Below are 12,986 nucleotides of genomic sequence, written 5' to 3' on the forward strand. Positions count from 1 at the left end.
CAAAATGACGGCCATTGACATGGACAGCATCCCGGCATGTTCGGTGAGGCATTTAGCACTATGTGTGCGCTAGATTAAAAGAATGAGTATGAGTCGAAAATATTTTGGAACCGATGGGGTTCGCGGCCTGGTCGGTCAGTTCCCGATCACCCCCGAGTTTGCCATGAAGTTGGGGTATGCCGCGGGCACCATCATGGCCGAAGCCGGTACCAGTGAAGTCATCATCGGCAAGGACACCCGGATCTCCGGCTACCTGCTCGAGTCTGCCATGGAAGCGGGTTTTATCGCCGCTGGCGTCAATGTGGCTCTGACCGGCCCGCTGCCGACCCCGGCCATTGCCTACCTGGCGCAAACCTTCCGCGCCGATGCGGGTGTGGTGATCAGTGCTTCGCACAATCCCTATCACGACAACGGCATCAAGTTTTTCTCCACCACCGGCACCAAGTTGACCGATGACAACGAGTTGGCCATCGAAGCCCAGCTGGATCAGCCGATGGGCTGCGTGGCCTCGGATAAACTGGGCAAGGTGCGTCGCATTAATGATGCCGCCGGTCGTTACATTGAGTTTTGTAAGAGCACCTTCGATAAGGGCAGCAACCTGAAGGGCATGCACATCGTGCTCGATTGTGCCCATGGTGCGACCTACCACATCGCCCCGGCCGTGTTCCGTGAATTGGGCGCGGAGATCACCGTGATTGGCGCATCGCCAAATGGCCTGAACATCAACAACGAGTGTGGCGCCACCCACTTGGATGCTCTGGTCGCCAAGGTGCTGGAAACCGGTGCAGACATGGGGATCGCGTTCGATGGCGATGGCGACCGTGTGATGATGGTCGATCGCGATGGCAGCGTGATCGATGGCGATGGGATCCTTTACATCATCGCCCGTCACTTGCAAAAGACCGGTGCGATGGAAGGGGGCGTTGTTGGCACCCTGATGGCGAACCTGGGTCTGGAATTGGCGCTGAAGGCGCTGGATATCCCGTTTGCTCGCTCCAAAGTGGGGGATCGCTACGTTGTCGAACTGCTTAAAGAGCACAACTGGACATTGGGCGGCGAGAACTCTGGTCACATCTTAAGCCTGAAGCAGCACACCACAGGTGATGGGATCATCGCGGCACTGCAGGTGCTCAAAGCGCTGCAGCACATGGGTGAAACCCTATCAGAGGCGCGGGCCGATCTGATCATGCTACCGCAGGTGCTGGTGAACGTGCGCTTCTCTGGCAAGACTGCCCCGTTGGAAGCGGAGTCGGTCAAAGCCGTGGTCGCTGAGGTGGAAGCCGAGATGGGCGAAAAGGGCCGTGTCCTGCTGCGTAAGTCCGGCACCGAGCCGTTGATCCGAGTGATGGTGGAGGCTCAGGCGAGCTTCGATGTACCGGCCCTGGCTCAGCGCATTGCCGACGAAGTGCAGCGCATCGATGAGCTTGGCTGATCCGAACGCGTAAATGGTAAGTAAAGAGCCCGCCGTGTGCGGGCTTTTTGATCCAGCAACGACAAGCATTCTGGCCCTTGATAGACTTTCGTTTTAGAGCCTTAGTTTAACCCTAGGAAAGAGTACAGATGGCCCATACGGCAAATGGCGGCAGCGCTGGCGCGCCGCTTCGGATCGGCGTGGATCTTGGCGGCAGTAAGATCGAGCTGATCGCGCTGGATCGCATCGGCCAAACCCTTTGGCGTCAGCGTCAGCCAACGCCCAAAGGCGATTATCAGGCGACGTTGGATACGATTGTGACCTTAGTGCAACGCTGTGAGCAGGAGCTGGGTATGCAGGGGACGCTGGGCGTGGGGATCCCTGGCGTGATCTCCTCTCAGACCGGACGGGTGAAAAATTCCAACTCCCAGTGCCTCAATGGCCACAGCTTGGACACCGATCTGGCCTACCGCCTAGGGCGTCCGGTACGCACCGCCAACGACGCCAACTGCTTTGCCGTCTCCGAGGCGATGGATGGTGCAGGGCGAGGCAAAAAGATGGTGTTTGGGGCGATCCTCGGCACCGGCTGTGGCGCCGGTTTGGCGATCAATGGCGAAGCCCACAGCGGCAGCAATGGCGTCGCGGGCGAATGGGGGCACAACCCCTTGCCCTGGATGTCGGACGCGGAGTTTCCCGGGCCGGACTGCTTCTGTGGCAAACGTGGTTGCATCGAAAGTTACGTTTCTGGAAGCGGGCTGGAACGGCAATTTTTTGAGCGGTTCGGCGAGCGTTTGACCGCCACCGAGATTGAGCTTAAGGCGCGGCAGGCGGATCCCGATGCGCTGGCGATACAGGGGGCGTACTTGGATCAACTGGCTCGCTCTTTGGCCCATGTGATCAACATTCTGGATCCGGATTGCATCGTCTTGGGCGGTGGCCTGTCGAATCTGGATTGGTTGTATCAGAAGTTGCCTGATGTGCTGCCGCATTATGTGATCGGCGGCGAGTGCCATGTACCGGTGCTGCGCAATCATCACGGCGATGCCTCCGGTGTGCGCGGCGCGGCCTGGTTGTGGGGCGAGCTGTGATCGGCTTTTGGTTGAAAAAGGCGATCACTGCGCTGATCTTACCCGTGCCTTTCGCGTGTTTAATCATGTTGTTGGGCCTGTTGCTGCTGCGGCGTTGGCGCCGTGCCGGGCAGGCACTGTTGCTGGCAGGGCCTGTGTACCTGTTGCTGTTGACCCTGTCGCCCGTTAGCCTCTGGTTGGCAGGGCCGCTAGAGAGTCGCTACGCCCCTTGGCAGCCACAAGAGCCGGTTTCTTATGTATTAGTCTTGGGCAGCTCGCACCATTCCGATCCCACTCGCCATCCATTGCAGCAGCTCTCTGCCACTGCGCTGGCAAGGCTGATGGAAGGGATCCGAGTCTGGCGCGCGAATCCGCACGCGACGTTGGTGGTCTCCGGCTACAGTGGCAAAGACGCGGTCGCCCATGCGGATCTGCAGCGTTTGGCGGCGCTCAGTCTTGGGGTGCCGGATGAACAGATCATTGTGATCCGGGAAGCCAAAGATACGGTGGAGGAGGCGCGAATGACGGCGGCAATCATAAAGCAAGCACCGGCCGTGCTCGTGACCTCGGCGACCCACATGCATCGCTCGATGCTGTCTTATCAGGCGGCGGGTTTAGCACCGGTGGCCGCGCCGACGGACTTTATCGCGACCCCAACCCATCCCTGGTATCTCACCAGTAAAAATCTATGGACCAGCCAGCGGGCGATCCACGAATACATCGGCCTGTTTTGGCTCAGTTTAAAAAAACAATAGAAAGCGAATTATCTTATGTGGTGTCTTTGGGCCGTAACCTTGATCTGGGCCTTCTCCTTCTCTCTGATCGACGTCTATATCGCCGGACAGGTGGATTCTTATTTTGCGGTTTTATCCCGCATGATCCTGGCTTGTTTCGTATTTCTTCCTCTGCTTCGGCCGATCCCAGTGCGCCTAGCGGCATCACTGGCCGCCATCGGCGCGATACAGTTAGGGCTGATGTTCACCCTGCTCTATCACGCGTTTGCGTTTCTGTCCGTGCCGGAGGTGCTGCTCTTTACCGTGATGACGCCGGTGTGGGTTCGGGTTCTGGAAGATCTGCGGGTGCGACGCTTCGAGCCTAAGGGCTTGTGGCTGGCGGCGTCCGCCGTGCTGGGCGCGGTGATCATCCGTTATGAGCCGCTGGAGGGGAATTTCTGGCTGGGCTTTGCCTTAGTGCAGGGGGCGAATCTGTGCTTTGCCTTTGGCCAAGTGGCTTATCGCGGGCTGGCTTCGGCGCATACCGTGCCTAAGCATCAGGCGTTTGGTTGGTTCTTTATCGGCGCTCTGGTGCTGGCGGCGCTGAACTGGATCGTGCTTGGCAATGCCGAGCGGCTGCCGACCAGCCTGTTGCAGTGGAGCGTGTTGACTTGGCTTGGGATCGTCGCGTCCGGCTTGGGCTATTTCGGCTGGAACTTCGGCGCCACACGGGTCAGTGCCAGTCAGTTAGCCGTAATGAACAATGTGCTTATTCCAGCGGGGATCTTGGTGAATCTGCTACTTTGGAATAAAGAGGCGGATCTGCTGCGTCTTAGCCTGGGGGGGGCGGTGATGCTGCTGTCGCTTTGGCTGTGTTGGGAGCGATCAGCGCCTGCTCGCGGTACTGTTTCAGCAAAATAAGCATCTGTTTGGGGGAGCGGTCCATCATTGAGCGGGGGATGTAGAGATCAAAGCCATAGCCGCTGCGCAGTACCTCAAGTTGGGCGACATAGGCCGCCATGACGCCAGTCAGGCCATTGCGGCTGTCACTGATGGTCGGGGTGCAGTTACCGTCCTCACAGGGCTGTGCCAATTGCTGCAAGGGGCGCTGCTCCATCAGCAGCGCCAGCGCCAGTCGAGGAGTTATTGCGGCGATGTGGGGCTCGGTGGTGCGCAAACGTAATCCGACAAAATCCAAACAGCGATAACCATCGATCAACTTGGGTAGATCCAGTCGCTGGATCTGCTCCCACGGCAGGTACCATTGTCCCTTGCGATGCTGGAAGGTTAAACCTTGGGGAGAGAGCTTCAGTGTGGTGGGGGGATCCTGACGTTTAATGATCCCAAAAAATAGCGCGGAACAAGCCACGACACCGAGACAGAAAGCCACCGGCTTGAGTGAAGGTGTTTGGCCTAACAGTAGGCTGAGGGCGAAAAACAAAGCGCCGCAGATCAGCAGGGTAATGCTGTTGCGGCGACTCATTGGCGCGATGCTGATCGATTCCATACGATCAGCCTAGCAGCTTACTTAGGCGGTTGCAGCGGCCTGAGTGTTGATCTTCTCAGCCTTACGGGCTTTGGATGGCTTTTCATCCTTTGGGCTTTCCAGGCGCAGCATCTCTTCTTTCAGACGCGTCCCCACAAACTGGCCGCCTTCGAAGATCTCGATCTTCTCAGACAGAACTTCGCCGTCGACCATGCCGTTGGCGGTGATGGACAGGCGCTTGCACTTCAGCTTACCTTTGAAGTGGCCGGAAACGCGCACCTCTTCGGCCTCCAGCTCGCCTTCGATGCGGCCCTGCTGTTCGATGATCACGCTGCCTTTCGCGGTCACAGTGCCTTCAATGCTGCCGTCGACCATACAGTCGCTTTCCAACACCAACTCGCCACTCAGGCGACAATCAGTGGAGATATAGGTCAAACCGGCTGGGTTTTTAGTGGTGGTGCTCTTTTTTCCAAACATGATGGTCTGTCAGTCTCGTCTAATGGGTTGAGGCAGTATTTGTCGGCAGGATTTTCCCGCAACCGACTGCTATTTTGCAATATGCAATCGATAACCGAAAAAATCCACCGCCCGTGTCGGGAATAGAGCGACAGCGCAGAAAAGGAACTTAAGAGAGGGAGGGAAAGTGTGATGTCGCCCCCCTGAAATTAACTCAGGGGGGCGACGCCGATGAGCTACAAGGTACTGAGATATTGCCGTAATGGCGCACCAAGCTCATGGTGGTGCAGGGCGTATTGCAGATTGGCCCGCATATAGCCGATCTTACAGCCGCAATCATGGCTGCGACCGAGCAGAGAATAGGCCTCGAGCGGATGAGTTCGCAGCAGCTCGGCGATGGCGTCCGTCAGTTGGATCTCGCCGCCGGCTCCCGGCGTGGTTTGTGCCAACAGGGGCCAGATAGCCGCATCAAGTACATAGCGCCCGACCACCGCCAGATTGGATGGCGCTTCATTTGGACTGGGCTTTTCCACCATCTCTCGAATGGGGGCACAGTCGCCGGGGCCAATAGTGTGCCCATTGATATCCACCACGCCATAACTGGACACCAACTCGGTTGGTACCGATTCCACCATGATCTGACTGGTTTGGCGCTGCTTAAAGTTGTGGATCATTTGCGCTAGATTGTCTTTGCTCAGATCGCTTTGATATTGATCGATTAGCACATCTGGCAGAACGACGGCAAAAGGATCATCACCGACAACCGGGCGGGCACAGAGGATCGCATCCCCTAATCCCTTAGCTTCACTCTGGCGCACACTCATGATGGTGACATCGCGGGGGCAGATCGCCTTAACCTCGCGCAGCAGTTGGCGTTTGACCCGTTTCTCTAGGGTCGCTTCCAATTCGAATGAGGTATCAAAGTGGTTCTCAATGGAGTTCTTACTGGAATGGGTGACCAGCACGATCTCTTTGATCCCAGCTGCAATGGTTTCAGCGACGACATACTGAATGAGGGGCTTGTCGACCACCGGCAGCATCTCTTTGGGGATGGCTTTGGTTGCCGGTAGCATACGGGTACCGAGGCCAGCAACCGGGATAACCGCTTTTTTTACCTGACTGTTCATCGTACAACCTCCTGGAAAGTGAACATTAATGAACCCTTGCGCATCCAAGCAGTGTAGTCAGAAATGGAAAAAATGAAGCGGAGAGTGTCTGAAAACAGTGGGGGAGCTTATCCCCCCACGAATGAGATTATAAGGTAATGCGCTCTCGATTCTTGGCGAGCAGTTCAGCGCCGATCCCTTTCACTTGCAGTAGATCCTCGACTTGATCAAAAGGCCCGTGCTCTGAGCGATATTGGATGATGGCCTGAGCTTTGTGCTTGCCGATCCCCTTTAGCCCCTTCGCCAAGGTGGTTGCGTCGGCTTGATTGATGTTAATGCTCTGGACGAGTATGGCTTGTTCCGGCAGGGCAGTGGTTTCCGCGATATTTGCCAGTGCCGGGCCGCACAGCAATAGCCAGCAAACAATAAAAATCCTTTTCATATGTCTCCCTTTATTTATGTGAGGTGCTTCTCCTCCGGCGAAAAAGCCGATCCAGATCAAGGAATGAGCATTAATAGCAAAATGGAACCATCTGGAATTTGTCGATTATTGGACACTTCATAGGGCGAATGCCCCTCATTGAGTGAGTTGTGCTGTGGATGAAAACTCTTTCGCGGTTGAGGTTGCGGCAATTGGCCTTTGGTCTAACGCCTGAAGGCTACTTATCCCTATTTTTCTTATGGTTTAATTCCGCCAAGCCATTTAGAAGTCAGGCTAAACCTAATCACGATCGTCAAAGCGTATGAGGGACAGAAGATGGATGCTTCCGGAAAAATAGAGGCGATAGACGGATTGGCTATAAAAAAGCGGCCTGAATTTGATAGCGCGGCAAAGATCCTGCTGGCAGATATCGCCTTACTGATCACGATGATCGTCTTGTTGCCATTTGAACCTGAGATCAATAAAGGTTTGGCAATGCTGGTGTTTATCGCTGTGCTCTGGCTGACTCAGGCGATCAATATCACCATTACGGCGATGCTGGTACCGGTATTGGCAATCGGCCTTGGTTTGATGGATACCACCCAAGCACTGTCGAATTTTTCTAACCCGATCATCTTTTTGTTTTTTGGTGGCTTTGCCTTGGCGACAGCTTTGCATGTTCAGGGGATCGATAAACGTATTGCTGCTCAGGTTGTGAACCTAGCCGGTGGCAGGCTCGCTAGGGCATCACTGCTGTTGTTTGGCGCGACGGGACTGCTGTCGATGTGGATCAGCAACACGGCAACAGCGGCAATGATGTTGCCATTAGCGCTGGGCATGTTATCGAAGCTGGATCCGATCGAGCATCGTCGCACCTATGTATTTGTTCTTCTAGGTTGCGCCTACAGTGCCAACATTGGCGGCATAGGTACCTTGGTTGGCAGTCCTCCCAATGCCATAGCGGCGGCGCAGGTGGGCCTGGACTTTGCCCAGTGGATGAAGTTTGGCTTGGTGGCGATGGCCTTCTTATGGCCACTGGTGATCCTAATGCTGTACCTGATGGTCAAGCCTGATCTGTCGCATCGGTTTGACTTTAAAGCGGACGAGCAGCCCATGACCGACACCGCTAAGCTGACCTTATTGGTGTTCTTGGTGACCGTCTGCTGTTGGATATTTTCCAAACCCATTTCGGCAGCGTTAGGAGGGATAAGCAAATTTGACTCCTTTGTGGCGATCACAGCTGTGGTTGCATTAGGTGCTCTGCGACTGGCCAGTTGGAAGCAGATCGAAAAGCAAACTGAATGGGGCGTACTGTTGCTGTTTGGCGGCGGTTTGACCCTGTCCGGTGTGCTCAAATCCACCGGAACGTCTGTCTTCATGGCCAACGGATTGATGGAAATGATGGGGAGCGCACCAATTGCACTGCTGGTGCTGGTGATCATTATGTTTGTGGTCATGTTGACCGAGTTTGCCAGCAATACCGCCAGTGCCGCCCTGCTGGTACCCGTGTTTGCTTCGATAGCGGCAGCTTTAGGGGTGTCGCCCGTGATCCTGGCGGTATTGATCGGGATCTCGGCCAGTTGCGCCTTTATGTTGCCGGTGGCGACGCCGCCCAATGCCATCATGTTTGGCTCGGGTCATATCAAGCAAACGGACATGATGCGGGCAGGGGTGGTGGCGAATGCAGCCTGCATAGGTGTGCTGTATCTACTCAGTCAGCTGTTGTGGTTCTGATGGTTTGACCAATAAGTGTGCGAACACGCAAAAAAGGCCGCCTTTATGGCGGCCTAAGCTTGCATCAGTACCCTGCTGCAGTAATAATGCCCCTGCGTTTTCGGACGCACCTTTCTATGGTGCCCCGGTCCTCTCGCAATGCTAATTTGTCGACCCTGGTCAGGCCCGGAAGGGAGCAGCCACGGCTTAGGATGCATGTGCCGGGATGCGGCTGGGGTGCCACCCAAATACCTTCTAAGTATTGTCGCTTTGCCCATAAGTCTGCATAGCGGAAGCATAAAGCTGCATAACTGGCAGTAGAAGTCTGCATAGACTACGTTTTGGTGTAGTAATCCTACATTGAAGGCGTCAGCAGATGTATCGACGCAATCTCGGCCATTCTCGGGTCAAAAATCTCTTTCGCTTCGCTAGCCCCAAAATGAACCACGTGTTGACGGTTGAATCGTCACTCGAGTTCGATGCCTGCTTTCATTTCGAATACTCCCCAACCATTGAGCAGTTTGAGGCTCAACCTAAAGGCTTCTATTACACCTTCAATGGGCGCCAGTGCGGCTATACCCCTGACTTTGCTGTGCTCGATAAAGGCGTGCGTCGTTTTATCGAAGTGAAACCGCAAAGCAAAGCCACTAAAAGCGACTTCAGAAACCGCTTTTATGCGAAACAGTTACAGGCAAATGCCTTAGGGCTCAATCTGGTGCTGGTTACTGACAGGCAGATCCGGGTCAACCCGATACTCAATAACCTCAAGTTGGTGCATCGGTATTCAGGGTTTCAAGCCGCTACGTCACTGCATTTGCACTTGCTCAGAATGATCAAGCGCGTTGGGTCAGTGACGGTTGCTGAGCTTGTCGAAGCGAGTGGTGAGGAGCCCGGTTCGGTCCTGGCAACAACCTTATCGCTTGTCGCCGGGGGGCAAGTTTCGACAGACTGATCCGATCCAGTAAAAGTGGACACCGGACTAAGCACTATTTTTCAGTTCGTAGTTTTCTGGGCTGAGATAGCCGAGAGCACTGTGCCTTCTGGTTCTGTTGTAATCAACCTCAATGTATTCGAATACGGCCTGGCGCATCGTTTCACGGTCCATGATCGGCTCGTATTGGATCGCTTCGACTTTCAGAGAGTGGAAGAAACTCTCCACGCAGGCATTATCCCAGCAGTTACCTTTACGGCTCATGCTCTGATGATGTCCGTGCTTTGCTAGCAGAGCACGGTAGGCCAATGAGCAGTACTGGCTTCCACGGTCACTGTGTACGATGACACCCTTCGGGTAGCCGCGGCGAAACATCGCCATGGTTAAGGCATCGCACACCAGTTCTGCTGTCATCCGTTTACTCATGGACCAGCCAACTACCGCTCGGGAATGGAGGTCGATGATGACGGCCAAATACAGCCAGCCCTCACTGGTCCACAAATAGGTGATATCTCCGGCCCATTTCTGGTTCGGAGCCTCTGCCTCGAAGTCCTGCTCAAGCAGATTTGGCGCGACTGGCAGCTTATGTTTGCTATCGGTTGTAACCTTGAATTTCTTACCCGCTTTGGCAACAAGGCCTTGCCGGCGCATGCTGTCAGCAACCGTTTTTAGGTCCACCCGATCACCGTTAGCTTCAAGATCTTTTTGGACCCGACGAGCGCCATTTCGCTGCTTGCTCTGGTCAAACGCGCCTTTGATGGCGGCATCCCGTTTCTGGCGTTTCTGAGCGCGTTCACAGGCCATTCCATCGGCTTTCCGCCAAGCATAGTACCCACTTCGGGAGACCTTGAGCACTGCCACCATTCGACACAGTGAAAAGCAGTGTTGATGTTCAAGGATGAACTCAAATCGCCTTACTTTTGGTTCTTCGCGAAGTAGGTGGCTGTAGATTCAATTGGTCAACGCAACAACTGTGTTAAAACAGAGGTTAGTGAAGGATCATTGAATGAAACGTATGTTTTCAGAACAGGAAAGAGAGCTCGTATTCGATTCATGGAAGCGAGGTGTTGGGTTTAGCGAAATAGCGCAAAAACTGGATACCAAGCCTGGCACGGTGTTCACCTTGCTTCGTGATACTGGTGGTATCAAGCCACCGAAGCGCCAGAGAAAGGCGTCCCATTTGACGTTGTCCGAAAGAGAGGAGATCCGAGCGGGGTTGTCAGCCCATCAAAGTATAAGAGCTATAGCCAAGGCTCTGGGACGGTCGCCATCAACGATATCTCGTGAAATAAACCGAAATCGCGGAAGTCGTCACTATAAAGCAGTAAGCGCTGATAACCGTGCATGGCGCGAGGCCAGGAGACCGAAGCCTTGTTTACTCGACACCAATTTGGAGCTAAAGGAGTTGGTCACGGAAAAACTGACTCTCAACTGGTCTCCGGAGCAAATATCAGGCTGGTTAAAAGAAACGATGCCAACCCGAGAATCAATGCGCATTTCTCATGAGACAATCTACAAGACCATCTACTACCGCAGTCGCTCCGCATTGAGTCATCTAATGGTAAGCCATCTGCGCCGATCTCATAGCCTGCGACATAGCAAACAACACTCCCGAAAAAGGCAGCCAGGTAGAATTAATATCATCGATGGGGTCTCGATCCGTGAACGGCCTAAGCACGTTGAGCATCGGCAGTCGCTAGGGCACTGGGAAGGGGATCTAATTTCCGGCTCCAAGAATACACATATCGCGACTTTGGTTGACAGAAAGTCACGCTACACAGCGATGCTCAAGCTTAAAGGGAAAGACGCAGATTCAGTGAACCAAGCCTTAACGGCTTACTTTCTTACCCTTCCAACCGAATTGAGGAAGTCACTCACCTGGGACCGAGGTATGGAACTGGCCAAGCATGTTGAATTTACCAAATCGACAGGCGTGCCGGTGTATTTCTGTGATGCTCAAAGCCCATGGCAACGAGGGACAAATGAAAACACAAATAGTCTTGTGCGGCAGTACTTCCCCAAAAAGACATGCTTGGGCCAGCATTCACAACAAACAATTGACGATGTGGCAAGGCAACTAAACACGAGACCAAGAAAGACATTGGGCTTCAAAACGCCCGAACAGATATTTGAAATGGGTGTTGCGTTGACAGATTGAATCTACAGCCGCCTTTTTTAATATGGCTAAATCCTCTTGCTGCTCTGCAAGTTGCCTTTTGAGCATGGCGACTTCAGCCTGGAGTTCAGCTTCGCGCTGGCTGGTGCTGGCCTTCTTGGCCATAGCGGTACGCCAGTTGTAGATCTGAGAATCATAAAGACCGAGTTCTTTTGCGGCTGCAGCAGTACCGATCTTGTCGGCGAGCTTGTGCTTCCTGTTTGAATTCGACAGTGTAGGTTTTGCGTTTCTTGGTTGTCATCGTTCACCTCGACATGCGATTTTACTCGCTTAGCTCGGTGTCCAGAACTACCGGATCAGATCACTGTGTCTGATTTGGCAGGTTTAACCGCTTTAACCCACTTGTAGATGCTGTGCGCCGAAACACCTAACCGTTCAGATACTTCTTGAACAGAATGTAACTGCTCAAGAACCTGTTTAACGACTTCATCTTTGAATTCGGGCATGTATCGATTATTGCTCATGATGATACCTCCAGTGCTCAAAGAATAGCTCGGAGGTGTCTATACGACTGGGGGCAGTCCAAGTGATGAAAGCATGTGTTTATTAAATATGGGGCTATTCAATGATAAAGAATGAACGATACACGAGTTTAAAAAGCATGCTCTGTATTACTTCGTGATCCAGCCCTGCAATAGTAAAGGGTTGGGGTGATTTTGTTTGTTCCAGGTCAAAGTATAATAAGTATTAACTCCCAACTTAGGCAGCGAATCATCGACGTCTACTCTGTATCTCTATAGCATGAATGTAGGTACCTGTGACGTATGAGGCGAGTGTGAGTAAGGACGTTCGAACTGCGATATTGAAGGCTTCAGTAGTCCAATTAAGAAAGGTGGGTACCAATAACTTTTCTTTGTCTTATGTAGCACATATGATAGGGGCATCAAAGACCACAGTGTACAAACACTTTCCAAATAAAGAGGAGGTGTTCTTAGCGCTATTCAAAGAAAATTTAGAACAGCGGTTGTCAACAGGAAGAGCTTTAAGGCATTGCGATTCGCTAACTTCTCTCGAGAAAGTAATTGCATACTACAGCATAGGCATAATCCGACGCCGGCAGCATACACATCAGATAGGCCTTAATTTCCTACCCACCAATATTCACTTATACAAAAAAGCGAGGCCAGAATTAATTGAGGATGTGCACAGTAAATTGCAACAAAACCATAGATTTCCTCGCTTTTTCTTAGATGAAGCAATTGAATGTGATGCGATCACAGTGCCTACCAGTTTACGCCATGAAACTCTGTTGGATTTGCTGATGATTGAGCGAGGGTTAGTGTGCAACCTGATGAACTTTGGTCTCGAGTCTTATTACTCTGGTTTGCCTAACATCTACTTTATCGACAAACTATTAGTACCCCTTAAATCGATAAACTGGCTTTCACTTCCCTTGCCAAGTTCAACTAGTGTTGAAAAATGGGTCAACAACAGAATTAGAACAAGTGGGTCTGTTATAGGAGTCTCCCCATAATAAAAAGTGTCTTCGATACCGGCTCACGATAG

General features: G+C 53.1%; 12 protein-coding genes, 1 other RNA gene and 3 pseudogenes. 9 read left to right on the top strand and 7 right to left on the bottom strand.

Features of this window, described 5'->3' with window-relative positions:
* Positions 1–88: 88 nt before the first annotated feature.
* From glmM to ABEA08_RS03020, 4 genes are all read left to right on the top strand, one after another.
* A complete protein-coding gene (gene glmM / locus ABEA08_RS03005; protein ID WP_345333175.1) occupies positions 89–1,432 on the top strand; it encodes a phosphoglucosamine mutase in 1,344 nt (447 codons plus the stop codon).
* Positions 1,433–1,560: 128 nt separating this feature from the next.
* A complete protein-coding gene (locus ABEA08_RS03010; protein WP_345333177.1) occupies positions 1,561–2,499 on the top strand; it encodes an ROK family protein in 939 nt (312 codons plus the stop codon).
* A complete protein-coding gene (locus ABEA08_RS03015; RefSeq protein WP_345333179.1) occupies positions 2,496–3,233 on the top strand; it encodes an ElyC/SanA/YdcF family protein in 738 nt (245 codons plus the stop codon). The genes ABEA08_RS03010 and ABEA08_RS03015 overlap by 4 nt, the downstream gene beginning before the upstream one ends.
* 15 nt (positions 3,234–3,248) lie before the next feature.
* Positions 3,249–4,112 carry an EamA/DMT transporter family protein gene (locus tag ABEA08_RS03020; protein ID WP_345333181.1) on the top strand — a complete coding sequence of 288 codons (864 nt, stop codon included), beginning with the start codon at positions 3,249–3,251 and terminating at the stop codon, positions 4,110–4,112.
* On the opposite strand, the gene ABEA08_RS03025 is transcribed toward ABEA08_RS03020, so the two are convergent.
* From ABEA08_RS03025 to ABEA08_RS03040, 4 genes are all read right to left on the bottom strand, one after another.
* Positions 4,024–4,698, bottom strand: coding sequence for a DUF2982 domain-containing protein (locus ABEA08_RS03025; RefSeq protein ID WP_345333183.1), 675 nt, complete (start codon positions 4,696–4,698; stop codon positions 4,024–4,026). The genes ABEA08_RS03020 and ABEA08_RS03025 overlap by 89 nt on opposite strands.
* 21 nt (positions 4,699–4,719) lie before the next feature.
* A complete protein-coding gene (locus ABEA08_RS03030; RefSeq protein WP_345333185.1) occupies positions 4,720–5,154 on the bottom strand; it encodes a bactofilin family protein in 435 nt (144 codons plus the stop codon).
* A gap of 215 nt (positions 5,155–5,369) precedes the next feature.
* Positions 5,370–6,260: a UTP--glucose-1-phosphate uridylyltransferase GalU gene (galU, locus tag ABEA08_RS03035; protein WP_345333187.1), complete on the bottom strand. Its 891-nt coding sequence runs from the start codon at positions 6,258–6,260 to the stop codon at positions 5,370–5,372.
* Between the two features lie 127 nt (positions 6,261–6,387).
* On the bottom strand, positions 6,388–6,681 hold the full coding sequence (locus ABEA08_RS03040; RefSeq protein ID WP_345333189.1) for a ComEA family DNA-binding protein: 294 nt from the start codon (positions 6,679–6,681) through the stop codon (positions 6,388–6,390).
* A 315-nt stretch (positions 6,682–6,996) separates the two neighbouring features.
* Here ABEA08_RS03040 and ABEA08_RS03045 point away from each other — a divergent pair, with 315 nt between their 5' ends.
* The 3 genes from ABEA08_RS03045 (at position 6,997) to ABEA08_RS03055 (ending at position 9,325) form a co-directional block, all read left to right on the top strand.
* A complete protein-coding gene (locus tag ABEA08_RS03045; RefSeq protein WP_345333191.1) occupies positions 6,997–8,394 on the top strand; it encodes a DASS family sodium-coupled anion symporter in 1,398 nt (465 codons plus the stop codon).
* Between the two features lie 122 nt (positions 8,395–8,516).
* Positions 8,517–8,614: signal recognition particle sRNA small type (ffs, locus tag ABEA08_RS03050), an RNA gene on the top strand.
* A gap of 135 nt (positions 8,615–8,749) precedes the next feature.
* Positions 8,750–9,325: a TnsA endonuclease N-terminal domain-containing protein gene (locus tag ABEA08_RS03055; RefSeq protein ID WP_345333193.1), complete on the top strand. Its 576-nt coding sequence runs from the start codon at positions 8,750–8,752 to the stop codon at positions 9,323–9,325.
* Positions 9,326–9,352: 27 nt separating this feature from the next.
* On the opposite strand, the pseudogene ABEA08_RS03060 reads toward ABEA08_RS03055, so the two are convergent.
* A pseudogene (locus ABEA08_RS03060) lies at positions 9,353–10,246 on the bottom strand (IS3 family transposase); the annotation flags it as partial.
* A 64-nt stretch (positions 10,247–10,310) separates the two neighbouring features.
* On the opposite strand from ABEA08_RS03060, the gene ABEA08_RS03065 reads away from it, so the two are divergent.
* Complete coding sequence (locus tag ABEA08_RS03065) at positions 10,311–11,462, top strand: IS30 family transposase (RefSeq protein WP_345333195.1); 1,152 nt, start codon at positions 10,311–10,313, stop codon at positions 11,460–11,462.
* 12 nt (positions 11,463–11,474) lie between these two features.
* On the opposite strand, the pseudogene ABEA08_RS03070 reads toward ABEA08_RS03065, so the two are convergent.
* Both ABEA08_RS03070 and ABEA08_RS03075 read right to left on the bottom strand, forming a co-directional pair.
* Positions 11,475–11,721 (bottom strand): annotated as a pseudogene (locus ABEA08_RS03070) (transposase); the annotation flags it as partial.
* 70 nt (positions 11,722–11,791) lie between these two features.
* A pseudogene (locus ABEA08_RS03075) lies at positions 11,792–11,944 on the bottom strand (transposase); the annotation flags it as partial.
* 311 nt (positions 11,945–12,255) lie between these two features.
* Here ABEA08_RS03075 and ABEA08_RS03080 point away from each other — a divergent pair.
* On the top strand, positions 12,256–12,954 hold the full coding sequence (locus tag ABEA08_RS03080; RefSeq protein ID WP_345333197.1) for a TetR/AcrR family transcriptional regulator: 699 nt from the start codon (positions 12,256–12,258) through the stop codon (positions 12,952–12,954).
* Positions 12,955–12,986 lie beyond the last annotated feature (32 nt).

Source organism: Ferrimonas pelagia, assembly GCF_039543565.1.
Lineage (GTDB): Bacteria > Pseudomonadota > Gammaproteobacteria > Enterobacterales > Shewanellaceae > Ferrimonas > Ferrimonas pelagia.